Raw genomic sequence first — 25311 nt, 5'->3', positions numbered from 1 at the left:
ATTGTTGCGTGCTAAATATTAACTAACCGAGGGTTTTAACAACAAGAGAAAATATAGGGTGAGTGACGATATTACCAAACTCAGTTTAGTGATAATGGCTAAGTTTGGCCTGAAGTTTACCCATAACAAAACCACCAAAACACCGCCAACCTCAATTTTATTTATTTACTTATAAAGAGTACTCATCAATATCGGGCTTGTTCAACAACAGGATCAAGTTGCGGCTGCGCGCAACCTATCCTTTATTTATTAGCAGTACGTTACACTAGGTGTATTTCTAGTTTTTTACCTAATGCTGCAGCAAAACGCTCTAATGTCGATAATTTAACATCTTCAGAGTGATTCTCTATTCTAGATATTGCACTCTTTTGAGTATGTAACTTAGATGCAAGTTCCAATTGAGTTAACCCTGCATCTTTACGTGCTTCTTTTAATAAAACACCAAATTTGAATGATTGATAACCTTCATCGTAATTATCAGCAAGTTCAGAGTCTACTTTTTTTCGGTTAGCTAAGTATTTTTGAAAATCACTCATGGTCTTTTCCTCAACAAATAGTCTTTACGACGTTTTTCTGCAACTTTGATTTCTTTTGCTGGTGTTTTTTGAGTTTTCTTTTGAAACCCATGGTTTAACACTACAAGGTTATCTCCGTCGAAGAAGCCTAATAATCTGAAAATATTGCCACTGACTAAAATTCTTACTTCCCAAATACCATCAGTATTTGTTAACTTTTTTAAATAAGTACTTGGAATCACATCGAGATCTTCAATTAATTGAAAAACCCACGCAACTTTTTGCATTTGTTTTCCTGAAAGTGAATCAAGAAAATCAGATACAGGACATTTGCCATCTTCAGCGGTGTAGAAATTAATTTTTTTCATAGAAGGAGGTTAACATACAAGTGAACTTTTAGAAAGATGCACAAATATGATAGTACTGCTAACGAGCTTGTAGAATAACTCGTTTATTATGAATTACCCCCTAAAATCGGGGTGGTAAATGCATTACCTATATCGAGTTAATCCTCTACAGTTCGATACAGGAGCACAAAATTTTAGTAGTTTTGGCGGAATTAGTTATTCTACAGCCTCAACGCCGCATTAAGCGGAAAATTGCAGTTGGCTAAAATAAGTGAGGCACGAACAAAAAGCCAGTGTCCTGTTGAATTGCTTGTTATGTTTGGGCTAACTGTACATCAATAAGTTCTTTTACAAGCTCTGAACTCGCCCCTTTAATAGTTTTCTCTGATGTGTGATGCTCAAGTCCGATGCCGACAAACTTGAAATAATCACTAAGATATTGAGGATTAGAGGTAAAACTACTTGGGGCATGAAAGAGCGCCCCACCACTCATTCCTTTGAGTGAGTAAGCTTGCTCTTTAAAGCCATCTTTATCGTACGTCACATTTTTATCATCAAAAAATGCAGAGACGACGTGCCCCTCCTTTCGGATTTGATCCACACCTAACAGCAGATAATTTGCATTTGTCCACTTCAACCTACCATCCTCGAATGAGTCTATATCAGCTTTAACATGTTCGGGAGAAGCTTTCGTACGATGGTATTTAGCTTTAGCTTTCTTTTTTGGGAAACCAATCCAACCCATTCCATCTTCTTTAAACACTGTACTTGTACTTTCAGTATCCAAATCAAAGTAGTTTTTCTGCTCAAATGGAGCTAGAGTTTCACAAATGACCAAGTCATTATCACGATCTATGAAGTAATTGACAGATATGTCGTTTAGGGACACAAATGTACCATCAGTTTTTAATACTCCAATATTTTCTAATGTCGTAACCCCTCTCGGAACAGCATGACCAGCAAAAACGCAGAAATACTTATTCTGTCTTTTTATAAAGGTAGTTGTTGAAGAGAACTCAAACCCTCCAAGTTCATCTTTCAGAAAGATTGGACACACGTGCCTTTGTGCCATTATTTCAAATTCATTAGACATAAATAATCCTCAAATTACTGGAAAAACATAACGAGCTTGTAGAATAACTCGTTTATTATGAATTACCCCCTAAAATCGGGGTGGTAAATGCATTACCTATATCGAGTTAATCCTCTACAGTTCGATACAGGAGCACAAAATTTTAGTAGTTTTGGCGGAATTAGTTATTCTACAGCCTCAACGCCCAAATAACGGGCTAAGTAAGACTTGCTAAAATGTGAAACGAAGTGGAACCGAGCAAGTGTTACGTGTCCCTGTTGATTTGCTTGTTGAACGAAGCCGCTATGCGGCAGAAAAAGCAAACCTCGTCTCTACTTAAACTATCCGTCAACAAAGGCGGTGATTAACTGGAGGTATTCATGATGAATACACAAGAGCAAGCTCACTTTAATTCAATCTACCAATCTTACCTTAACGAACTGACCTTACAAGGAAAAAGTAATAAAACCATCGACAGTTATAGTCGCTGTATTCGCCAAGTGGCCACCTTCTTTGATGTCTGCCCTGTTAACTTAACCACCGAGCAACTTAAGACTTATTTTCACTACCTAGTGCTACATAAATCCTGGAGCATGGTTAAAATTAGTCGTTGCGCCATTCAGTTTTTATATCGCCATGTTTTAGGTCGGCCTTGGGTCTGGGTTAACATTGTTAAACCGCCCAAACAACAAGTCATTCAAGCAGTATTATCCCTTAACGAAGTGGCGGCGATTATCAATACCACCCGTAAATTCCGCTATCAGGTATTTTACCTCACTACCTACAGCTTAGGTTTACGCTTAAGTGAATCGCTCAACTTGACCATTGCCGATATCGACAGTGAATTAATGCAGGTGCATGTACGTAATACTAAATCTAAACGTGACCGACTAGTGCCTTTACCGCAAACAACCTTATTGGCCTTACGACGCTATTGGCAAACTCACCGCCATCCAAGTTTACTGTTTCCTGGCAGGGTTGACCCTAAGAATAATACCGACAAACCTTGGCTGATGGACAAGGGGGGCGTACAAAAAACCATTAAAATTGTCGCGAAAGACTGCGGTATTAGTAAGAATGTTCATGTCCATACCCTGCGCCATTCCATTGCGACACACCTGTTTGAGCACGGTTTGAGTTTACGTGCTATTCAAGTGTTCCTGGGTCACGCAAGTCCAATCACTACCGCCAGGTATACCCGCATGACCCAAGAAGCCAAACACAACAGTGCGATAATGCTTAATAGCATTATCAATACGTTGAGTATTCATTGGCAGGAGCAAAACCATGATTAACTTAGCAACCATTGCCCATAAATATCACGTTATGTTTGAACAGCGCTACGGTAAAAAGTTACAAGCCAAACACCACTACGCGCTTAAACAAATTATAGCTTGTCATACACCTGCTGCGGGAGCGATGTTATACCACTGCGGTGATTGCCATGAAGATAAAACCCTTTTGCCCTCTTGCGGTCATCGTCATTGCCCATCGTGTCAACATAAGTGCAACAGTCATTGGTTAGCGATGCAGCAACAAAAACTATTGCCGCTCGATTACTACCTCGCCACCTTTACCTTACCAGCACAGTTACGCCCTTTTGTTTGGTCTCATCAAAAGTGGGCGTATCAGGCCATGTTTCTTGCGGCAAAAGAAACGCTGGATGCGTTCTTTAAGAACGATAAAAAACTCGGTGAATGCAACGGCTTAGTCGCGGTATTACATACGCATTCTCGGCAGCTTGATTTTCATCCCCATGTGCATTTTATTGTGCCCGCTGGAGGTTTAAACAAAAGTAAAACGTGCTGGCTAACCAAAACAGGTAAATACCTTTTTACTGCGGATAACTTAGCAAAGGTCTTTCGCGGTAAGTTTATAGCGATGATGAAAGATGCCTCGTACTACCTACCAAGCAAAACGCCCAGCGAATGGAATGCTGACTGCGAATATGTCGGCAAAGGCAATGAAGCCTTAACCTACCTCGCTCGGTATTTATATCGCGGCGTGATTAGCGAAAACAATATTCTCGCACTTGAAAATGATGAGGTCAGTTTTCAGTATAAAGACAGTAAGAGTAAAACGTTTAAAACCATCACCGAGCATGCTTGTAAGTTTTTGTGGCGAGTAATACAACATGTTTTGCCCAAAGGATTCAGGCGAGCGCGTAATTATGGTTTTTTACACGGCAATGCCAAAGCAACATTAAAACGTTTGCAGCTGCAATTAAACGTTAACTTGCCACCGCTGCAGCCAGTGATTAAAAAACCGGTGTGTTGTGACAAATGCCATCAACCGATGGAGCTTTACCTAATGCGCATTGCCAATAAAATCATCTTAGATGGAACGAGATAAAACAAGGATGTGTATTAACAGAGGGATTTGTGTGCGTAATGCTGTTTATTCACCAGCATCAATATGAATGAATTGAGGGTTAGCGATGTAAAAACAACCAGGTTTTGTACCGAAAATTGCAAAGGGTTATGTTGCGATTGTGGCGGTACTCGCCCTAAAAAAACACCAACAACCATGGCATTAAAAGCCACCTACCTCAGTATTTATATATTTCCTATAAAGAGTACAGCTAATCGACCGAGCTTGTTCAACAACAGGATAAAGTTGCGGCTGCGCGCAACCTATCCTTGTTTATTATATGTTCAAGCCACTTAACCTATTAATGTTCGTCAATTCTAAGTGCCCCTTTCTCCACAATAGCTCTAAGAGAAAGAGTACAAAGACCCTCTTTGTAAACACATAGCCGCGTGAACCACACTGGTTCCTCTACTTTAGAATCTAGCTTTTTTTTAAAATCAAGAATACCGTAATTATACATAGTTGGGTTTGAGAAAAAGTTAATTTCATAGCCAATAGCGCTAATATCACTGAATCCTTTACACAATACGGACATATACCGTTCAAGTTTTTTACCTGTATGGGAGCTTATGCCGTACCTTTTATTACGATCAACTTTATCGCGATAAAGTTCATGATTTACTTTATAAGAAAATAGATTAAAAAATTTCGATTTATCTTTGGTTTGACAAGCTAGCTTTGCATTATCCACAAAAGCTACCACAAGAGAAGTATCAATATTATTTACATTTGATGTGGAATAGCCTAATCCGCCAGTCTGGCCGCTATGGTCCATTGCGTATAAAGTAACGGGTGTAAAAAATAAAATTGTTGGTATTAATAAATATTTCAAAAGAACTCCTTTCTATGAATGAACATATAACGCCCAAATAACGGGCTAAGTAATACTTGCTAAAATGTGAAACGAAGTGGAACCGAGCAAGTGTTACGTGTCCCAGTTGATTTGCTTGTTAGTTGCAACACACTTTCACCAAGTACAACAATAACTTAAACGCACCGTAATGAAAATACCAAACCGTGAATTTGAGCCATTACACTCACTATTTAGAGTGAATAGTTACGCTAATACACCTTTCAGAAACGTGATGAAAGTGACTAACTTATTCGCGGTAAAGCACTAAACAGTGAATTGGTGAAACTGAATTATTTAGCACTTAGGAAATAGTTTTTGATTGCCAACTAACGCCCAAATAACGGGCTAAGTAATACTTGCTACAATGTGAAACGAAGTGGAACCGAGCAAGTGTTACGTGTCCCTGTTGATTTGCTTGTTAGTTGCAACACACTTTCACCAAGTACAACAATAACTTAAACGCACCGTAATGAAAATACCAAACCCTGAATTTGAGCCATTACACTCACTATTTAGAGCGAATAGTTACGCTAATACACCTTTCATAAACGTGATGAAAGTGACTAACTTATTCGCGGTAAAGCACCAAACAGTGAATTGGTGAAACTGAATTATTTAGCACTTATAAGATATTTTTTATTAGCCAACTAACGCCCAATTAACAGGCTAAAAATAGTGGGCTAAAATGGAGCGGAGCGAACAGCCCGCTGTTTTTAGTCCTTGTTTAATTTCTTGTTATGTTTTGGGGCTGCCAGAACCGAACAAGCCTCCTTCAAACGAATCTGAAAGAGGCTTGGCGGAGAGTACAGGATTCGAACCTGTGGAGGGTTTCCCCTCGCTGGGTTATAAAGCCAGTGCGATAAGCCACTCTGCCAACTCTGTAAAAGGTTGTCCCTTTACACAATAGGCTGAGTGCTAATTTTACCATTTCAAAAATAATATCAAATAGTTATCCTCAATGATACAAGAACAAATAATATATAAAAACATAACGCTTTGCTAAGCGGCTAAGTAATGTTGGCTATAATCGCGGAGCGATGGCCAACTGTTACGTGTCCGTTTGAGCAACTTGTTAGATTTATACCCCATTAATTATAATTCTCTTAGCTTCATCTCTTTTATCATATGTACTCAATTTTGATGATAGCTCAATTGCTAGTGGTGTGATTTTTACCAATACTAGTGACTTGATTATCTTCATGTAGTTATCGTCACGTAAATCATAAGTAGATAATTTTGATGCGATATTCATGGCTTCTTCAAAGTCATTGTGACAAAGGTACTCATCAATTAAATAAGCATAAGCGGAATCTCTTTTGTCATATGTTGATAATGTTCTTGATAGTTTATATTTTGATATCAATGCTTCTTTCGTGGAACATTCTTTTTCCGTTATAAATTTAACATGGGATTTAACTTGTTTTATTTTATTTACGTTACCACTAGAAGGATTCTTCTCCTGTGATGGGGCTTGTTGATGTAATTCAACTCTTGGTTTGTCGACTTTTATAACTTCTGAATTCGATAGCGGGAAAAGAAAATACAATGCTATTCCTGAACTAATAATTGTAGCTAACCAAGCTCCGATCTCTAAAGGGTGTTTATTTGTACTCATGCAGATAAATATTCCGTGATTAAATCTAACGCTGCTATTAAGCGGCAAGTTAATAGTTGGCTAAAATTGTGAGGCACGAACAAAAGCCAACTGTTATTTGTCCGTTTGAATGCCCTTGTTAGTGGATGGTTGAGGCAAAGTGCCAACACCACCAAACACATTACCGTTTATGGCAGCCCGAGCCTAGTTCTAAAAAGTGCCCAGCGCCGCTACACTTTAAAGGTTGAACTTTGAGCCACTCAAATTACCTTATTGAAGCGAACTCACCAAACCTTAAATGGACAAATGAGGTCTACTTTCGCTGGTTACTACCTAAAAGATAATGGCGAAAACTCACCGAAACACATGCCAAACCAATTTAATAAACACCGCTTTTACAATAAAAAATTCACTTGAATTAGCGGTGCCCAATAACGCCGCATTAAGCGGACAAAAACAGTGGGTTAAAATGTGTAGCGAAGCGAAACATAACCCACTGTTTTTGTTCCGTTTAAATGCCTTGTTAGCATTCGTCTAAATTAACTATTTCGCTTAACAATTGCCTTAACTTCATCCAGTAAACAATGATGCTTAGACAAACCGTCTAAATCTGGAAACAAGGTTTTATAGTTAACCGATAAGCGATCAAGCATAAGAATTATTGAAGTTTTAAATTCAGCTGGTATTACCCATTCATATAAAGTGTAGTGGCCTTCAGGCTCAAAAAATGAGTTTTCAATTTTGAACTCTGGATCTTTATGATATGTAAAATAACCAGACTGAGCTTGAAGTCTAGAAGCAACGCCTTTAGGTTGATACCCAATTACTCTTTCTGGCTCACCACCAGGAACAAGAACATCAGGCTCTAAATATGCATATTGCGTTGGATAATATGCATAAATTTTTGCATCTTTATCGAAACTATTATTACATGCAAAAAATGCAGCAGTTAATATATTTGAAGACCAATCTAAGAGTTTGGTTGCAAAGCCATGATGTTGAGCTATTGCCATTGCCTCTAGGTCATTTTCATATTCCATTTCTGGATACTTATAAGCTTGTTTTAACCACATTTTAAATTTAAATGTAAACTTATCACCTAGATTATGTGGAGCTCGATGAGCTTTTGGTTCTAACTCCCAATTTGCATCAGCTTGTCCACGATAAAACCAACCTCTAACATAATCATCCGATGGTAATTTATCAGCTATGTCAATTAAATCACTAATGCTTTTTATTACCGTAATACTATTAATAATGATACTCCAATAAAGAATGCTAACGCCCAAATAACGGGCTAAGTAATACTTGCTAAAATGTGAAACGAAGTGGAACCGAGCAAGTGTTACGTGTCCCAGTTGATTTACTTGTTAGTTGCAACACACTTTAACCAAATACAACAATAACTTAAACGCACCGTAATGAAAATACCAAACCCTGAATTTGAGCCATTACACTCACTATTTAGAGCGAATAGTTACGCTAATACACCTTTCAGAAACGTGATAAAAGTGACTAACTTATTCGCGGTAAAGCACCAAACAGTGAATTGGTGAAACTGAATTATTTAGCACTTAGACCATATTTTTTATTAGCCAACTAACGCCCTAATAATGGGCAAATATCAGTTGGTTAAAATAAGCGACGCAGGAGCAAAAACCAACTGTTATTTGTCCTGATTAATTTGCTTGTTGAACGAAGCCGCTATGCGGCAGAAAAAGCAAACCTCGTCTCTACTTAAACTATCCGTCAACAAAGGCGGTGATTAACTGGAGGTATTCATGATGAATACACAAGAGCAAGCTCACTTTAATTCAATCTACCAATCTTACCTTAACGAACTGACCTTACAAGGAAAAAGTAATAAAACCATCGACAGTTATAGTCGCTGTATTCGCCAAGTGGCCACCTTCTTTGATGTCTGCCCTGTTAACTTAACCACCGAGCAACTTAAGACTTATTTTCACTACCTAGTGCTACATAAATCCTGGAGCATGGTTAAAATTAGTCGTTGCGCCATTCAGTTTTTATATCGCCATGTTTTAGGTCGGCCTTGGGTCTGGGTTAACATTGTTAAACCGCCCAAACAACAAGTCATTCAAGCAGTATTATCCCTTAACGAAGTGGCGGCGATTATCAATACCACCCGTAAATTCCGCTATCAGGTATTTTACCTCACTACCTACAGCTTAGGTTTACGCTTAAGTGAATCGCTCAACTTGACCATTGCCGATATCGACAGTGAATTAATGCAGGTGCATGTACGTAATACTAAATCTAAACGTGACCGACTAGTGCCTTTACCGCAAACAACCTTATTGGCCTTACGACGCTATTGGCAAACTCACCGCCATCCAAGTTTACTGTTTCCTGGCAGGGTTGACCCTAAGAATAATACCGACAAACCTTGGCTGATGGACAAGGGGGGCGTACAAAAAACCATTAAAATTGTCGCGAAAGACTGCGGTATTAGTAAGAATGTTCATGTCCATACCCTGCGCCATTCCATTGCGACACACCTGTTTGAGCACGGTTTGAGTTTACGTGCTATTCAAGTGTTCCTGGGTCACGCAAGTCCAATCACTACCGCCAGGTATACCCGCATGACCCAAGAAGCCAAACACAACAGTGCGATAATGCTTAATAGCATTATCAATACGTTGAGTATTCATTGGCAGGAGCAAAACCATGATTAACTTAGCAACCATTGCCAATAAATATCACGTTATGTTTGAACAGCGCTACGGTAAAAAGTTACAAGCCAAACACCACTACGCGCTTAAACAAATTATAGCCTGTCATACATCTGCTGCGGGAGCGATGTTATACCACTGCGGTGATTGCCATGAAGATAAAACCCTTTTGCCCTCTTGCGGTCATCGTCATTGCCCATCGTGTCAACATAAGTGCAACAGTCATTGGTTAGCGATGCAGCAACAAAAACTATTGCCGATCGATTACTACCTCGCCACCTTTACCTTACCAGCACAGTTACGCCCTTTTGTTTGGTCTCATCAAAAGTGGGCGTATCAGGCCATGTTTCTTGCGGCAAAAGAAACGCTGGATGCGTTCTTTAAGAACGATAAAAAACTCGGTGAATGCAACGGCTTAGTCGCGGTATTACATACGCATTCTCGGCAGCTTGATTTTCATCCCCACGTGCATTTTATTGTGCCCGCTGGAGGTTTAAACAAAAGTAAAACGTGCTGGCTAACCAAAACAGGTAAATACCTTTTTACTGCGGATAACTTAGCAAAGGTCTTTCGCGGTAAGTTTATAGCGATGATGAAAGATGCCTCGTACTACCTACCAAGCAAAACGCCCAGCGAATGGAATGCTGACTGCGAATATGTCGGCAAAGGCAATGAAGCCTTAACCTACCTCGCTCGGTATTTATATCGCGGCGTGATTAGCGAAAACAATATTCTCGCACTTGAAAATGATGAGGTCAGTTTTCAGTATAAAGACAGTAAGAGTAAAACGTTTAAAACCATCACCGAGCATGCTTGTAAGTTTTTGTGGCGAGTAATACAACATGTTTTGCCCAAAGGATTCAGGCGAGCGCGTAATTATGGTTTTTTACACGGCAATGCCAAAGCAACATTAAAACGTTTGCAGCTGCAATTAAACGTTAACTTGCCACCGCTGCAGCCAGTGATTAAAAAACCGGTGTGTTGTGACAAATGCCATCAACCGATGGAGCTTTACCTAATGCGCATTGCCAATAAAATCATCTTAGATGGAACGAGATAAAACAAGGATGTGTATTAACAGAGGGATTTGTGTGCGTAATGCTGTTTATTCACCAGCATCAATATGAATGAATTGAGGGTTAGCGATGTAAAAACAACCAGGTTTTGTACCGAAAATTGCAAAGGGTTATGTTGCGATTGTGGCGGTACTCGCCCTAAAAAAACACCAACAACCATGGCATTAAAAGCCACCTACCTCAGTATTTATATATTTCCTATAAAGAGTACAGCTAATCGACCGAGCTTGTTCAACAACAGGATAAAGTTGCGGCTGCGCGCAACCTATCCTTGTTTATTAGCTATACTGAGCCGCCAAAACCTACCTTAATAATACATATAATGCGGTCAAAGAAGTAAAGCCAACAAACCCAATACTTGTAGTACGTTCAGGCATTGCATGAATAGCTATAGCAGGCATTTGTTTTAATGTATCCAGTGACGGAATGAAAAAGAAAGTCCCTGACTCGAATTGATTTAATTTATTGAGTAAATTTGAGAAGAATAGTTTTAATCCTGTTACATACATGAATACGAATGTTGAAGCACCAAGAAACTCCACCAATACCATGAGCTCCATACTTATTATAATTTCTGGTCCAGCTGCACAGGCAACAACTATAGTTGCTAATAAATACCAAATGCTTTTTGACGTTCTTTTTTTGATCCAATCAAACACCAAACTCTCCTTGTATAGCTAACGCCCAAATAACGGGCTAAGTAATACTTGCTAAAATGTGAAACGAAGTGGAACCGAGCAAGTGTTACGTGTCCCAGTTGATTTGCTTGTTAGTTGCAACACACTTTAACCAAATACAACAATAACTTAAACGCACCGTAATGAAAATACCAAACCGTGAATTTGAGCCATTACACTCACTATTTAGAGTGAATAGTTACGCTAATACACCTTTCAGAAACGTGATGAAAGTGACTAACTTATTCGCGGTAAAGCACCAAACAGTGAATTGGTGAAACTGAATTATTTAGCACTTAGACGATCTTTTTTATTAGCCAACTAACGCCCAAATAACGGGCTAAGTAATACTTGCTACAATGTGAAACGAAGTGGAACCGAGCAAGTGTTACGTGTCCCAGTTGATTTGCTTGTTAGTTGCAACACACTTTCACCAAATACAACAATAACTTAAACGCACCGTAATGAAAATACCAAACCGTGAATTTGAGCCATTACACTCACTATTTAGAGTGAATAGTTACGCTAATACACCTTTCAGAAACGTGATGAAAGTGACTAACTTATTCGCGGTAAAGCACCAAACAGTGAATTGGTGAAACTGAATTATTTAGCACTTAGACGATCTTTTTTATTAGCCAACTAACGCCCAATTAACGGGCTAAGTAATAGTTGGCCATACTTGTGAACGGAGTGAACGCGGCCAACTGTTGCGTGTCACGTTGAATTGCTTGTTATAGCTCTGCAATGTGCGTGAGAGTTTCTGGATGACGTTGCACTAATTTCAAAAGTGTTATTGCTTGCCCATTTGGAGCACTGCGTCCTTGCTCCCAGTTCTCTAACGTACGAGAAGATGTATGAAGCAAACTAGCAAACACACCACGTGACATATTAAATTTTTCTCTAATATGTACAATTTCATTAGGTGAAATATCAAGTTCACTTACATCGTTGACATGATGCGTTTTAAGGGTGATTTTCCCCTCTGAATGTTCTTTTGCTTCAACAAGAGCGGAACTTAATTCTGTAAATAAATCACGATTGCTCATTACGCCATACCTCCATAAAAACCTTTAACTGTTTCTTTTGATCTGCGGTTAAATCCGACATTTCACTTTTTCCATAAATAGGAAGTAAATAGCAACGTCGCTTTTTATCAAGGAAGTAATAAATAACACGGGAACCACCACGTTTTCCTTTACCCTTACTTGCAACTCGAACCTTCCGCAAACCACCAGTACCTTGAATCACATCACCCTTCTTCGGGTTTGACATTAGCTCAGCTTGAAACAGTCTAAACTCTTCATCACTGAGGTGGTCATCTCGGTATTTCTCAAATATTTTTGATTCTACAAATATACATTTCATGAGGAAAGTATACGCAAATCGCGTATAGAAAACAAGATGGGATATGATTGAGCTATAACGCCGTTTTAAGCGGCAAATTGCTGTTGGCTAAAATAAGTGAGGCACGAACAAAAAGCCAACTGTAATTTGTCCGTCTTGAAAACCCTTGTTAGTTGTACTTGGGTGAAGTTTGCAGCTTTTTCATAGTTCTTACAAACTCAAATACGCCCCAAATACCAGAGCTAATTAGGCCTACTTGCCAAATTTCGATTGAATTGACACTAAAAGCATTGGAGTAAATAGCAAGACCAAGTAACTTACCTATTTGAAAAATGCCAGCTAGAATCGCGATTAAACAGGTCGCTAACAAAATCCACTTTGAAACATTTGATTGATGCACAAAAACTCCTTAATGCGTGTACAACTAACGCCTAAATAACAGGCTAAGTAATGGTTGGCTAAAATTGTGTAGCGAAGCGAAACGTAGTCAACTGTTACGTGTCCTTGTTGATTTTCTTGTTATGTTTATTTTAACCACCACAGTTAAATATTGCTTGGAAGTGTTCTGTTTTTAAGAAACCACCATAAGCCCATATTAAAGTGCCTATAATAGACCATACAAGGTAGTAGGATTGTACTGACATAAGTTTATTACCTAAGACACTACGTCTTTCCTCTTGTAGTAAGCTTATAGTAGTTTTCTGTTCTCCTAACACACCTTTTTCGTGGTCTAAGGGGTAAATTATCTTTAAGTAGCTTAGGTACTCATTTTCATCAGTAGGTATTGTGTAACTTAGGAAGAGTAATAGAGATATGAGGGACAATAACCCACCTCCTGCGGATAATATTGAAAAATCCCCAGAGGACAAAGACATCCCCATGTGTATTGCAATTATGAGAAGAGATAAGGCGTTAGCTAGAACAAGATTGCTCTTAAAGAGGCGCAACAATTTAATGGTTGCTGGTATTTTTATTGCAGTAATTTGCATTTATTCAAAGCTCCTGCTTTTTTATGATGAAAAAATCGTAACGTATACAGCTAGTGCTGTATAAACATAACAGCTTAATATAGAGAATAATTCCGTATTTAAACACGGACTTTTTCCATCTATCATGATATTTAATTCATACTAAAATACTCTCTTTCATATTTAATATCAAAGACTTTAATAAAGTTTTAACTTTTTCATTATTGCGTACATTACGGAAATATTCTGTCTATCAAAGACACATTTATAATTCCAGCTATACTGTATACAAACACAGCTATTAAATATTTATTTTTACTATGTCTGAATCTTTACTTTTAAATAGCATCGGTGAATTTATGATCACACGTAGATTTGCTAAAAGGACTATTCAAACTTACATTTATTGGATCAAGCGATATATTATTTTCAACAACAAGCAACATCCATCAAAACTGGGTAATAAAGAAGTTGAACAATATTTAACTTACTTATCCAACGAAGAAAATGTTGCACCAGGGACACAAACAATTGCCCTTAATTCATTAGTATTTCTATATCGTGAGTTTTTAGGATCCCCTCTGTCATTGTCATTAAATTTTAATAAATCGCAGCGACAAGCTAAATTACCCGTGGTATTAACTAAAAGTGAAACCGCATCTTTGCTCAGCTTGGTTGATACTCAACATTGGCTATTAGCCAATATTATGTATGGTAGCGGGTTAAGACTTATGGAAACTGTTAGGTTACGAGTACAAGATATAGATTTTGACTATATGTCAGTTTTGGTTTGGCAAGGAAAAGGCGGCAAAAATCGCAGGGTGACTTTAGCAAAAGAATTAGTGGAGCCATTAAAATTACAAATAGATCTCTGTAAAAAATATTTCGAATTAGATAGCAATTCGACGCATTATCAAGGAGTTTGGCTGCCCTTTGCTTTAAAGAAAAAATATCCAACAGCGGCTAAAGAGTTTGGTTGGCATTATTTATTCCCTTCAGCAAGATTAAGTCGTGATCCTCACGACAATAATAAAGTTCGTCGACATCATATTGACGAAAGCTCATTACAAAAAGCAATTAAGAAATCTGCTAAATTAGCACACATCGAAAAGGTCGTCTCATGCCACACACTACGCCATTCATTTGCCACCCATTTATTGCAACGTGGCGCTGATATTAGAACAGTACAAGAACAATTAGGCCATAGTGATATTCGCACAACACAAATTTATACTCATGTGATTCAATCGGGAGCCAATGGTGTCCGTAGCCCTTTATCTGATTTATAGTCAGTGATGATAAATTCGCAGGGCTAAGTAATAGTGCAATGTAGATGAAGGTAATACCAATTCCAATAAGTTTCTTCCCACTCAGCGAGAATTAAAAGTCTTAGAGGCTAGGCATTGATTGTAGATAATGGTTACTCCCTTATCAAAATCAATAACGCAGCATGTAAGCCTTTTAAACTCGCCCTTCGGGAGCTTTCCAGCGATTCGGTAACCGCACAGAATTTCTTTCATATAGAGTGACTATATGCAAAAAAATTCTATTTGTTCTCAAACCGCTGGCAAGTTCTGAGTGGGAACTAACTTAATGGACTTGGTATAAATCACAAAAAAACGCGACCCAGATAACTGAGTCGCGTTTTGGTTTTTAGCTAACGTACCTAGCTAGCTAACATAACTAAAAGGGTATTAAGCTATGTTAGTTACACCAGCCATATAGGGTTGTAGTACCGTTGGGATATTAATACTACCATCGGCTTGCTGGTAGTTTTCTAAAAGGGCAACTAGGGTACGCCCTACGGCTAAGCCTGAGCCGTTAAGGGTATGTAATAATTCTGGTTTATTGGTTTCACTATTTCTAAAGCGTGCTTGCATACGGCGTGCTTGGAAAGTGCCCATATTCGAACAAGATGAAATTTCACGATACGTATCTTGTGCCGGCAACCATACTTCTAAGTCGAAGGTTTTCATGGCACTAAAGCCAACATCACCACTACATAATGCCATGGTACGGTACGGTAACTCTAGCTTTTCTAAAATAGCTTCAGCGTGGCCCGTTAATTCTTCAAGAGCGGCCATTGAGTTTTCAGGTTTAACCAATTGCACCATTTCAACTTTATCAAATTGATGTTGGCGAATAAGTCCACGAATATCACGACCACCAGAGCCCGCTTCACTGCGAAAACAAGGTGTGTGTGCGGTCATTTTAATCGGTAATTCACTCTCATCAACAATTTCATCGCGATAAATATTAGTCAAAGGCACTTCTGAAGTGGGAATTAATGAGAATTTTTTACCTGACAACTCGGTATGGAATAAATCCTCACCAAATTTAGGTAATTGTCCCGTACCATATAACGAGGCCGCATTCACTAAATACGGTACGTACATTTCTACATAACCATGTTCTTCGGTATGTACATCGAGCATAAATTGCGCTAAAGCACGGTGTAATTTGGCGATTTTACCACGCAGAACAACAAAACGTGTTCCCGCTAATTTGGCACCACTTTCAAAATCTAAACCTTTATCGATAGCGAAGCCTAAATCCACATGATCTTTAATTTCAAAATCAAAAGTGCGTGGTGTGCCCCAACGCTTTAACTCTACGTTGTCATCTTCATCTTTACCATCGGGCACTGATTCATCGAGTAAATTTGGTATCGCGCTAGCGATAGCATCAATTTTAGCTAATACGTCATCTTGCTCCGCTTTTGTCGCATCAAGTGACTCACCTAGCTGACTTACATGAGCAAGCAAGGGCGCAATGTCTTCGCCACGGGCTTTCGCTTGGCCAATAGATTTTGAACGTGAGTTACGCTCACCTTGCAGCTCTTGCGTTTTTATTTGCAGTGCTTTACGTTGCTCTTCTAATGCACTTAACGTCGCGGTATCTAATTCAAAGCCACGTTTAGCCAGTTGTTGAGCGATATTGTCTAAATCAGTTCTAAGCAGTTTTGCATCAAGCATAATTGTTCACATTCTTGTTTATAAAGTTATTAAAATCGTATTTTTTTAAGTATAAGCCACGTTTGTTCTATATAAGCTATGGCTATTCAACCCGCGCATAAGGTATATCTGCGGTTATTTAGTTAAAGCGGTCACCATAAACATTCCCAAGCCTGCGGCGCCAATACACAGTGCCACATTCAGTAAAATATTTATCGCCGCTTTTAACACGTCGCCTTGCTGCAATAATAACAAGGAGTCTAATGAAAATGTAGAAAAGGTGGTAAATGCACCCAAAAAACCTATTCCTATTAAGGTTCTATGAACACTAATATCGATAATTTCGCGCTCGATTAGCTGATATAACAAACCCATAATAAATGAGCCGCTGATATTAACCATCAATGTAGCAAAAGGGAAACCTTTTCCAAGCCAATTTAGCACTAATTGTGAAATATAAAAGCGTAAGCTGGCCCCACAGGCACCACCAATGGCAACAAAAGCATATAAAGTAAAGTTACTAATAGCGCTGCTCATGGCTATCCCTATTAAGCTGATTCAAGTAATCGAGTTTTTCTTTGAGTTTTTTCTCTAGGCCGCGTTCAGTTGGCTGATACAAACTAGTGTGTGAGCTATCCCCTTTAGCTAGCGCTTCTGGAAAATAGTTTTCTCCGGCGGCAAAGGCATTCATTTCATCATGGGCATAGCGATACTCACTACCATGGCCAAGTTCTTTGGTGATACTGCTGGTAGCGTTTTTTAAATGTAAAGGTACCTCTAAAGTACAGGTTTGCTGCGCTAATATTTTTGCTTTATTAAAGGCTTGGTACACCGCATTACTTTTAGGGGCTAGTGCCATATAAACGATAGCTTGAGCAATGGCCCGCTCACCTTCACTGGGGCCAACGCGATGAAAAGTATCCCACGCATTAAGTGCCAGTTGCATCGCCCGAGGATCGGCATTACCAATATCTTCACTGGCAATGGCAAGCAAACGTCTGGCGACATAAAGGGCATCACCACCGGCGGTAAGAATTCGGGCATACCAATAAAGTGCAGCATCAGGACAAGAGCCACGCACTGATTTATGAAAGGCACTGATTAAATCATAAAAAGCATCACCACCCTTATCATAAAGGGCAATTTTACTACCGGCGACTTGGGCAATGAGTGCCACAGAAATACTTTTCACCAAGGTTTTTTCTTTGCCAAGCCTGCTCTGCTCACTTTGTTGCTCACCTTCTTGCACAGCAACTGGCTGACTTGCTTGTTTAGTCGCGTTATTGGTTTCTTTACTGGCAATGGATTTAACGACAGCGCTATCAAGGCAATTTTCCAGTAAATTAAGCAAGCGTCTAGCGTCACCATCACTGCGATTAAGTAAACTTTGTCTAGCATCTTCGCAAAGCTCTATTACTAATCCTTGTTCTTTCTCACAAAAACTAATGGCGCGTTGTAAAACTTGTACTAAGTCATCTGCCGTTAATTTTTTTAAGGTGTATAAACGTGCTCGCGATAACAAGGCTTGGTTTAACTCAAACGCAGGGTTTTCTGTGGTCGCACCAATAAATATAATGGTGCCATCTTCAATATGTGGTAAAAACGCATCTTGCTGTGCTTTATTAAAGCGATGTACCTCATCAACAAAGAGTACCGTACGACGTTTATTTTTCCCCTGACCTTGGGCACGTAGTTTAGCTTTATCAATGGCAATACGGATCTCTTTTATACCCGAAGTTACCGCCGATACTCGCTCTATTTCAGCGTTAGCATGCTCGGCAATGATTTCAGCCAAGGTGGTTTTGCCACTGCCCGGCGGTCCCCAAAAGATAAGCGAGTGACAATGGCCTTGGCTAATGGCTAGCGCTAAAGGAGAGCCCTCAGCAAGGATGTGTTGCTGTCCGACATAATCGGCTAAGGTTTTTGGTCGCATTTTCGCGGCAAGCGGCATAAAACACTGCACAGCAGCAGTATTCTCACCCCTGGTAGCATAACCACTGCTGGAATGGCTTTCAGTAGCGGCTAGGCCATCGGCTTCGCTGGTAAGGTCAAACAGTGAATTTTGCTGATCATCACTTTGCCCTAAGCCTAAAGATGAATTATCGCTGGTCTTCAAGTCTTACACCTTGAGGTAAGCTAAAGCTAAACAATGAGGCTTCTGGCTTATCTGTACTATTAAACTGACTTAAGCTAATTTGACTAATTTGTCCGGTTGCATCTTGAAATGAAAATTCGCTTAATTGCTCAGTTTTTTCACCCGCACTATCCACAACAGTAAAGCTGATGGTTAACCGCTTAATTTGGCTGTTTTTATCTTTTGGCGTGACAATAAAACGTTCAACCAACGGCTTATTAGTTTGCGGGTCAGCATCCTGTGCCAAAGCAACAGTACGTTCTTGAACAACAGTGTACTGTTGCCAAAGTGTCGCGTCATCACTGATTAACAATAAAATGGGCGTATTATGAATGGATTTAGCTAAGCTATACGCACTGGCTTGTTCAATGAAGGGGTCATAAAACCACAAGGTATTACCATCACTAACAATTAAGGTTTCATCCGGAGTAACGGTCTGCCAATACACCAGGTTAGGTTTACTAATAGCCAGTTTACCTGTGCCTTGTTGTAATAATTTACCTTGCTCATTGAGAATTTTTTGGCTGAAATTAGCGCTAAAAAAAGCCAATTTACCCAGTTTAGTCATTAAACGTTGTTTCGCTGCGCTTGAATACTCTGCTGACGAGGCACTTTTTTCTAACTTGACATCGCTAACCTTAGCTTCATCAGCCAGAGGTTGAGCGGCATAAACCAAGCCTTGAGAAAAATGTAGTATTGGCATTAATAAACTTGCCAATATAAGTGTTCTGATAACAGGCTGTTTCGTTGACTTATTTTGCATTAAGGGGTTTGGCATCAATGTATTTGGCATAGTTTTACTTCTAATAGAATGAAATGTACCAGCACGGTTGCTAGTACAGATAGAGTTAATAAGTGCAGATAATAGTTAATGTATTGTCAGGGTAAATCGTTATACATCACGAACTGGCGGTGGCGCCAATACTTCACGAGCGCCGTTATTACCTGGTGTTGAGACGATACCTTGATTTTCCATTTGTTCCACAATTCTTGCCGAGCGGTTATAGCCAATTCTAAATTGTCTTTGTACACTAGAAATAGACACTCGACGTTTTTCAGTAACAAAGTTAACCGCGTCATCATATAGGGCATCAACCTCTTCAGCATCGCTGCCTTCGGCTTGTTCACCGGGTAATAAAATATCTTGCTCGTTTTCCCCTGAGAGTATTTCATCAATATAATTAGGCTCGCCGCGCGATTTCCAATCTTTAACCACAGCATGTACTTCATGATCATCAACAAAAGCGCCATGCACACGTGTTGGTATACCGGTACCTGGTGGTAAATAAAGCATATCGCCCATACCTAATAACTGCTCTGCCCCTTGTTGATCTAATATGGTACGAGAGTTTAGACCCGACGATACTTGGAACGCCATACGGGTGGGAATATTGGCTTTAATTAAGCCGGTAATAACATCAACCGATGGCCGCTGTGTCGCCAGTATTAAATGAATACCGGCAGCACGGGCTTTTTGCGCAATACGGGCGATAAGCTCTTCAACTTTTTTACCCACTATCATCATCATGTCAGCAAATTCATCAACAATAACGACAATGCTTGGCAGTTTTTCTAAGGTCGGTGGTGTTTGATCCAAACTATCGGTTGGCTGCCATAAAGGGTCAATAATAGGTTCACCCTTAGCAATCGCCTCAAGCACTTTCTTGTTGTAGCCTTTAAGGTTACGCACACCCACCGCTGACATCACCTTGTAACGTCGCTCCATTTCACCGACACACCAACGTAAGGCATTAGCGGCATCTTTCATATCGGTAACCACTTCAGTCAGTAAATGCGGAATGCCTTCATAAACAGACAGCTCCAACATTTTTGGATCTATCATGATCATACGCACATCTTCTGGCGTCGATTTATACAGCAAGCTGACAATCATGGCATTAACACCAACAGATTTACCTGAGCCGGTCGTACCCGCAACTAATAAATGGGGCATTTTACCTAAATCGACCACCACAGGATCACCGGCAATATCTTTACCCAAGACCATAGCAAGAGGCGATGTTGATTCTTTAAATTCAGCACATGAGATAACTTCACTCAAATAAACAATTTCCCGGTGTTTATTTGGCAGCTCTAAGCCAATAACCGATTTACCCGGGATGACTTCAACCACACGGACACTAATGGCCGATAGGGCACGGGCTAAATCTTTCGATAAACTGGTAATTCTACTTACTTTAATACCCGGCGCTAAGTCTAATTCAAAGCGCGTTATAACAGGCCCTGGATAAACCGAAACTACCTGGGCTTGGATACCAAAGTCGAGTAACTTGGCTTCTACTAAGCGGCTAACTTGATCCAATTCATCTTGATTAATCGGATTTTTCGCTTTATCTGGTCGGTCAAGTAAATCAATAGAGGGCATACCCTTAAACTTACTTGGGGCAACAGCAACTAAATTAACCTGGCCATTCTCGCTGGTTATATTTTGCTCAACGGGCGCAATAGTTGGTGCTTGCAAGTCATCCGCAACATTGGGTTTATCAACTTCAGCGAAAGCGGCGGTGATTTCTTTTTCGCTAACATGCTCTTGCACGTTACCAATACTGGCTTCACCCATTAGATCAGCAATATCAATAAAGGGCTCACACTTATCATCAACGGGCTGTACATTAGCAAGCTCCTCTTCGTCAATACGAAAAGACTCAGGCAATTCAATGCTAGCTGTTTTGGCATGCTTTGCAGTAGGTAACGGTTCTGCCGGACTAAGTGCTTCTTTATCACTGGCTTTATTTTCTACCGAGTGGTTTTTACCATGACCTACTGCTTCATCGTCTTTATCATCACTGCTGGCAAAATGCGTTTTAATAAGCTTAGGAGCGTTTACTAGCCACAGTGCGCCAACAATGGCGTATTGACCAACACTGTCAATAAACTTAAGCCAAGAAAAACCCGTTAATAAGACAAAACCAGCACAGGTAAATAGCAGAAACAATAAGGTAGAGCCAACAAAAGAAAAGTACGGCAATAAAGTTTTACTGAGCACATCCCCTAAAATACCACCGGCAGAGAAGTAAAAAACATCATCAAAGTTCATGCTCGCCAGTGATGTTACACCGAGATAGAACATGAAAAAGCCAATCAACTTTAGCCCTAAAGTTAAATAGTCTAGCTGCATTAACTGATGAAAACGTTGAAACAATAGCCAACCGACAATAGCAATAACAAAAGGTAAGCTATAGGCGATAAGTCCAAAAAGATTTAAAAACAAATCTGCTAGGTAAGCGCCAACCGCGCCACCTAAGTTGCGTACTTGTGTTTGATAACCTGTTTGTGCCCAGCCGGGATCGGCGGGATCAAAACTAAAGAGTGCCAACATAATAAACATGGCAAAAACGGTGAAAAACAATAAGCCAGCTTCCAACAAACGTTGTACGCCTGTTAGCTGATTATTGCTCAATATATCAAGAGAGACATCGGTGTTTTCTGTAAGATCTGAAGACAATTAAAAGTACCATCGAAAATAAATAGGTAAAAATTACCCATAGAGCAACTAAAGTATCAAATTAGCGCTTAGTTGACAGCAACAAATTACCATTAGGGTACGATATTTCCATCAACTAGGGTTTAATAGTCATGTTAACGGTTAATGGGTAGCATATTACTGGACTTTATCTCATCCATCACTACATAGGTGCGGCTGGCACTGACCGCTGGCAACCTTAATAAGGTATCACCTAAAAGCTGCCGATACGCCAACATATCTTTCACTCGCGTTTTTAGCAGAAAATCAAAGTCACCGGAGACCAGATGACATTCTTGAATAACATCAAGTTCATCAACCGCTTTAGCAAAATCATCAAATACATCCGGGCTGGTTTTGGTTAAGGTAATTTCAACAAACACTAATAAGGCAGCGTCAAGCTTATGAGGATTCAATATCGCTTTATAACCACTAATATATTTTTCTTTCTCTAGCCGCTTTACCCTTTCTAAACAAGGAGTTGGACTTAAACCAACTTGCTTAGATAGCTCAACATTAGAAAGCCGACCATTGATTTGTAATTCTACTAAAATATTTTTGTCGATACGGTCTAAAGGTTTGCCTAATAAATCACTCATTTTATATTACTCTGTTTTATTGGCCTTTTGCAGCATTATATATCGTAAGTATACAAATAACGACAGGTTATTCTACTATATTGTGACTATACTAGTCGCAAATATGAGAAGCACACGCAGTTAACACTTTGATAACAGCACAATGTGCTACCACAAACTTTGCTTAAGAGAGATTGATATGATTATTGGTGTACCAAAAGAAATTAAAAACCACGAATACCGTATTGGCTTAACACCTGCAGGTGTTAAAGAATTAATCGTTAATGGTCACCAAGTAATTGTTGAACATAATGGCGGTGCCTCTATTGGCTTTGATAATGAGCAATATATTACCGCCGGTGCAAAAATCGTTGATAACGCAGCAGAAATATTTGCCACTGCCGATATGATCATCAAAGTGAAAGAGCCACAGCCGGTTGAGTGTAGTATGCTTCGTCCAGGCCAAATTTTGTTCACTTACCTACATTTGGCACCAGATCCTAAGCAAACCGAGTTATTAGTAGCTTCAGGAGCAATTTGTATTGCTTATGAAACAGTTACCGCTGCAACGGGTGGTTTACCTTTATTAGCACCTATGTCGGAAGTGGCTGGTCGTATGTCTATCCAAGCTGGTGCCCATGCATTAGAAAAAGCACAAGGTGGTTTAGGCGCATTATTAGGTGGCGTTCCCGGTGTTGCTCCCGCTAAAGTACTTATTATTGGTGGTGGTGTTGTTGGTACTCAAGCTGCACGTATGGCAGTAGGTATGGGCGCAGACGTGACTATTTTAGACCGTTCTTTACCGCGTTTACGTCAATTAGATACTGAGTTTGATGGTCGTTTAAAGACTGTTTATTCCACTGCCGATGCTATGGATCACCTAATTGTTGAAGCTGACTTAGTCATTGGCGCAGTATTAATTCCAGGTGCAGCTGCACCTAAATTAGTCACTAGAGCACACATCAAATCGATGAAAAAAGGTGCTGTTGTCGTTGATGTTGCTATCGACCAAGGTGGTTGTTTTGAAACATCAAAAGCGACTACACATCAAGATCCAACCTATGTTGTTGATGAAGTTGTCCATTATTGTGTTGCTAACATGCCAGGTGGTGTCGCTCGTACGTCAACAATGGCGTTAACGAATGCCACAATGCCCTTTGCACTAACCATAGCAAACAAAGGTGCTAAACAAGCTTTATTAGATGATGAACATTTAATGGCTGGCTTAAATGTAGCGCACGGTAAAATCACTTACAAGCCAGTTGCCGATGTATTAGGTTATGAATACGTAGAGCCAAGCGTTGCCCTAAACGCATAAGGCTGAACTTAGCCTTAGCTAAAAAACAATGCGGTAAACATTAGGACAATCTTTTCGCTAGATTAGTCTTTTACCGTAAATAGCGCACTTTTGCTTACAGTTAAGCTAAAGTGCGTTTTTTTTAATTTATCTTATAACGAAGTAATTATTTACCCCCTTGCTTTATTTCCTTATCATGCCAATTAATACATAATACCAATCGGACTAACCGAGCAATCAATTAGTCCGATTTACTATAAATAAGTAGTTAAAGCTTAACTGCTTCGAAGTAATCAATTTTCTTGGAGAACCCATGAGTGACGTAAGACACTGTCCCCTACTAATTTTAGGCTCAGGCCCTGCTGGTTATACTGCTGCTGTATATGCTGCCCGCGCAAATTTAAAACCAGTAATGATTACTGGTATGCAACAAGGTGGTCAATTAACCACAACCACTGAGGTAGAAAACTGGCCAGGCGATGCGGATGACTTAACCGGTCCTGCCTTAATGGAACGTATGCAAAAACATGCGGAGAAGTTTGATACTGAAATTATTTTCGACCATATCGAATCAGTAGATTTTTCGTCTAAGCCTTTTAAATTAACCGGCAGCAGTGAATACACCTGTGACGCGTTAATTATTTGTACCGGTGCTTCAGCACAATACCTAGGTTTACCGTCAGAAGAAGCCTTTATGGGTCGCGGTGTTTCAGCGTGTGCTACCTGTGATGGTTTCTTCTATAAAAACCAAAAAGTTGCCGTTGTTGGTGGTGGTAATACCGCTGTTGAAGAAGCACTTTATTTATCAAATATTGCCAGTGAAGTTCATTTAATTCACCGTCGTGATACCTTCCGTAGCGAAAAGATTTTAACCGACCGTTTACATGCCAAAGTGGCGAACGGTAATATCACTTTACATACCCACCGTACTTTAGACGAAGTATTAGGCGATAATATGGGTGTGACCGGTTTACGTTTAAAAGAAACCAAATCGGATGCCACGGAAGACCTTGATGTATCAGGCGTATTTATTGCTATTGGCCACAAACCAAACACCGATATATTTAAGGGTCAACTCGACATGAAAAATGGTTATTTAACCATTCAAAGTGGCACACAAGGGAACGCAACACAAACCAGTGTTGAAGGTGTCTTTGCTGCCGGTGATGTTGCTGATCATATTTATCGTCAAGCAATCACGTCTGCAGGTGCAGGTTGTATGGCGGCATTGGATGCTGAGCGCTATTTAGATGCACTAGAATAAATAGACTTCTTTAGCACTGCATTTACTTATTGTACCTTAATAAACCACTTGAGCTTTAACCGTTTAAGTGGTTTATTTATTTGTGTTC

The 25311-nt window shown here is 39.6% G+C and carries 24 protein-coding genes; 7 read left to right on the top strand and 17 right to left on the bottom strand.

Features of this window, described 5'->3' with window-relative positions:
* Nucleotides 1-260 precede the first annotated feature (260 nt).
* The 3 genes from CMT41_RS08595 to CMT41_RS08585 all read right to left on the bottom strand — a co-directional run bounded on the left by CMT41_RS08595 (nt 261) and on the right by CMT41_RS08585 (nt 1955).
* Nucleotides 261-536 (bottom strand): helix-turn-helix domain-containing protein, encoded by a 276-nt coding sequence (locus CMT41_RS08595; protein ID WP_058027033.1) that lies wholly within the window; start codon nt 534-536, stop codon nt 261-263.
* Complete coding sequence (locus tag CMT41_RS08590) at nt 533-883, bottom strand: type II toxin-antitoxin system RelE/ParE family toxin (RefSeq protein ID WP_058027032.1); 351 nt, start codon at nt 881-883, stop codon at nt 533-535. The genes CMT41_RS08595 and CMT41_RS08590 overlap by 4 nt, the downstream gene beginning before the upstream one ends.
* Nucleotides 884-1175: 292 nt before the next feature.
* Nucleotides 1176-1955, bottom strand: coding sequence for a hypothetical protein (locus tag CMT41_RS08585; RefSeq protein ID WP_058027031.1), 780 nt, complete (start codon nt 1953-1955; stop codon nt 1176-1178).
* A 359-nt stretch (nt 1956-2314) separates the two neighbouring features.
* On the opposite strand from CMT41_RS08585, the gene CMT41_RS08580 reads away from it, so the two are divergent.
* Together CMT41_RS08580 and CMT41_RS08575 are read left to right on the top strand one after the other, a co-directional pair.
* Nucleotides 2315-3229: a tyrosine-type recombinase/integrase gene (locus tag CMT41_RS08580; RefSeq protein WP_232300043.1), complete on the top strand. Its 915-nt coding sequence runs from the start codon at nt 2315-2317 to the stop codon at nt 3227-3229.
* Nucleotides 3222-4286 carry an IS91 family transposase gene (locus tag CMT41_RS08575; RefSeq protein WP_058027030.1) on the top strand — a complete coding sequence of 355 codons (1065 nt, stop codon included), beginning with the start codon at nt 3222-3224 and terminating at the stop codon, nt 4284-4286. The genes CMT41_RS08580 and CMT41_RS08575 overlap by 8 nt, the downstream gene beginning before the upstream one ends.
* A gap of 319 nt (nt 4287-4605) precedes the next feature.
* Here the strand turns inward: CMT41_RS08575 and CMT41_RS08570 are convergent, their stop codons facing one another.
* The 3 genes from CMT41_RS08570 to CMT41_RS08550 form a co-directional block, all read right to left on the bottom strand.
* Entirely contained in the window at nt 4606-5136 is a 531-nt protein-coding gene (locus CMT41_RS08570; RefSeq protein ID WP_058027029.1) for a hypothetical protein, read from the bottom strand.
* Between the two features lie 1099 nt (nt 5137-6235).
* Nucleotides 6236-6772: a hypothetical protein gene (locus CMT41_RS08560; RefSeq protein WP_058027028.1), complete on the bottom strand. Its 537-nt coding sequence runs from the start codon at nt 6770-6772 to the stop codon at nt 6236-6238.
* Between the two features lie 518 nt (nt 6773-7290).
* The gene (locus CMT41_RS08550) at nt 7291-8040 is read right to left on the bottom strand and encodes an FRG domain-containing protein (RefSeq protein WP_058027026.1); all 750 of its coding nucleotides are present in this window, start codon (nt 8038-8040) and stop codon (nt 7291-7293) included.
* A gap of 492 nt (nt 8041-8532) precedes the next feature.
* On the opposite strand from CMT41_RS08550, the gene CMT41_RS08545 reads away from it, so the two are divergent.
* Complete coding sequence (locus CMT41_RS08545; protein ID WP_232300043.1) at nt 8533-9447, top strand: tyrosine-type recombinase/integrase; 915 nt, start codon at nt 8533-8535, stop codon at nt 9445-9447.
* Nucleotides 9440-10504: an IS91 family transposase gene (locus tag CMT41_RS08540; protein WP_058027024.1), complete on the top strand. Its 1065-nt coding sequence runs from the start codon at nt 9440-9442 to the stop codon at nt 10502-10504. Before CMT41_RS08545 ends, CMT41_RS08540 begins: the two co-directional genes overlap by 8 nt.
* Nucleotides 10505-10822: 318 nt before the next feature.
* Here the strand turns inward: CMT41_RS08540 and CMT41_RS08535 are convergent, their stop codons facing one another.
* The 5 genes from CMT41_RS08535 to CMT41_RS08515 form a co-directional block, all read right to left on the bottom strand.
* Entirely contained in the window at nt 10823-11179 is a 357-nt protein-coding gene (locus CMT41_RS08535; protein ID WP_058027023.1) for a hypothetical protein, read from the bottom strand.
* A 752-nt stretch (nt 11180-11931) separates the two neighbouring features.
* Nucleotides 11932-12246 (bottom strand): helix-turn-helix domain-containing protein, encoded by a 315-nt coding sequence (locus CMT41_RS08530; RefSeq protein ID WP_057183175.1) that lies wholly within the window; start codon nt 12244-12246, stop codon nt 11932-11934.
* Entirely contained in the window at nt 12233-12565 is a 333-nt protein-coding gene (locus tag CMT41_RS08525; protein WP_057183197.1) for a type II toxin-antitoxin system RelE/ParE family toxin, read from the bottom strand. The genes CMT41_RS08530 and CMT41_RS08525 overlap by 14 nt, the downstream gene beginning before the upstream one ends.
* Before the next feature lie 148 nt (nt 12566-12713).
* Entirely contained in the window at nt 12714-12944 is a 231-nt protein-coding gene (locus CMT41_RS08520) for a hypothetical protein (protein WP_058027022.1), read from the bottom strand.
* Between the two features lie 130 nt (nt 12945-13074).
* Nucleotides 13075-13533, bottom strand: coding sequence for a hypothetical protein (locus CMT41_RS08515; protein ID WP_058027021.1), 459 nt, complete (start codon nt 13531-13533; stop codon nt 13075-13077).
* A gap of 299 nt (nt 13534-13832) precedes the next feature.
* On the opposite strand from CMT41_RS08515, the gene CMT41_RS08510 reads away from it, so the two are divergent.
* Entirely contained in the window at nt 13833-14801 is a 969-nt protein-coding gene (locus tag CMT41_RS08510; RefSeq protein WP_058027020.1) for an integron integrase, read from the top strand.
* Between the two features lie 405 nt (nt 14802-15206).
* Here CMT41_RS08510 and serS read toward each other — a convergent pair whose 3' ends face one another.
* The 6 genes from serS to lrp all read right to left on the bottom strand — a co-directional run bounded on the left by serS (nt 15207) and on the right by lrp (nt 22683).
* Entirely contained in the window at nt 15207-16487 is a 1281-nt protein-coding gene (gene serS, locus CMT41_RS08505; RefSeq protein ID WP_057180899.1) for a serine--tRNA ligase, read from the bottom strand.
* A 114-nt stretch (nt 16488-16601) separates the two neighbouring features.
* Nucleotides 16602-17003 (bottom strand): fluoride efflux transporter CrcB, encoded by a 402-nt coding sequence (gene crcB / locus CMT41_RS08500; RefSeq protein WP_057180898.1) that lies wholly within the window; start codon nt 17001-17003, stop codon nt 16602-16604.
* A complete protein-coding gene (locus CMT41_RS08495; RefSeq protein WP_198149795.1) occupies nt 16987-18582 on the bottom strand; it encodes a replication-associated recombination protein A in 1596 nt (531 codons plus the stop codon). Before CMT41_RS08495 ends, crcB begins: the two co-directional genes overlap by 17 nt.
* On the bottom strand, nt 18566-19393 hold the full coding sequence (gene lolA, locus CMT41_RS08490; protein WP_232300042.1) for an outer membrane lipoprotein chaperone LolA: 828 nt from the start codon (nt 19391-19393) through the stop codon (nt 18566-18568). The genes CMT41_RS08495 and lolA overlap by 17 nt, the downstream gene beginning before the upstream one ends.
* 99 nt (nt 19394-19492) lie before the next feature.
* Nucleotides 19493-22066, bottom strand: coding sequence for a DNA translocase FtsK (locus CMT41_RS08485; protein WP_082606485.1), 2574 nt, complete (start codon nt 22064-22066; stop codon nt 19493-19495).
* A 134-nt stretch (nt 22067-22200) separates the two neighbouring features.
* On the bottom strand, nt 22201-22683 hold the full coding sequence (gene lrp, locus CMT41_RS08480; RefSeq protein WP_057180897.1) for a leucine-responsive transcriptional regulator Lrp: 483 nt from the start codon (nt 22681-22683) through the stop codon (nt 22201-22203).
* A 178-nt stretch (nt 22684-22861) separates the two neighbouring features.
* On the opposite strand from lrp, the gene ald reads away from it, so the two are divergent.
* On the top strand, nt 22862-23980 hold the full coding sequence (gene ald, locus CMT41_RS08475) for an alanine dehydrogenase (protein ID WP_057180896.1): 1119 nt from the start codon (nt 22862-22864) through the stop codon (nt 23978-23980).
* Nucleotides 23981-24272: 292 nt separating this feature from the next.
* On the top strand, nt 24273-25223 hold the full coding sequence (gene trxB / locus CMT41_RS08470) for a thioredoxin-disulfide reductase (RefSeq protein WP_058027019.1): 951 nt from the start codon (nt 24273-24275) through the stop codon (nt 25221-25223).
* Nucleotides 25224-25311 lie beyond the last annotated feature (88 nt).

The organism is Colwellia sp. MT41, assembly GCF_001444365.1.
GTDB classification, from domain to species: domain Bacteria; phylum Pseudomonadota; class Gammaproteobacteria; order Enterobacterales; family Alteromonadaceae; genus Colwellia; species Colwellia marinimaniae.
This window is presented reverse-complemented; position numbering and strand designations above follow the sequence as displayed.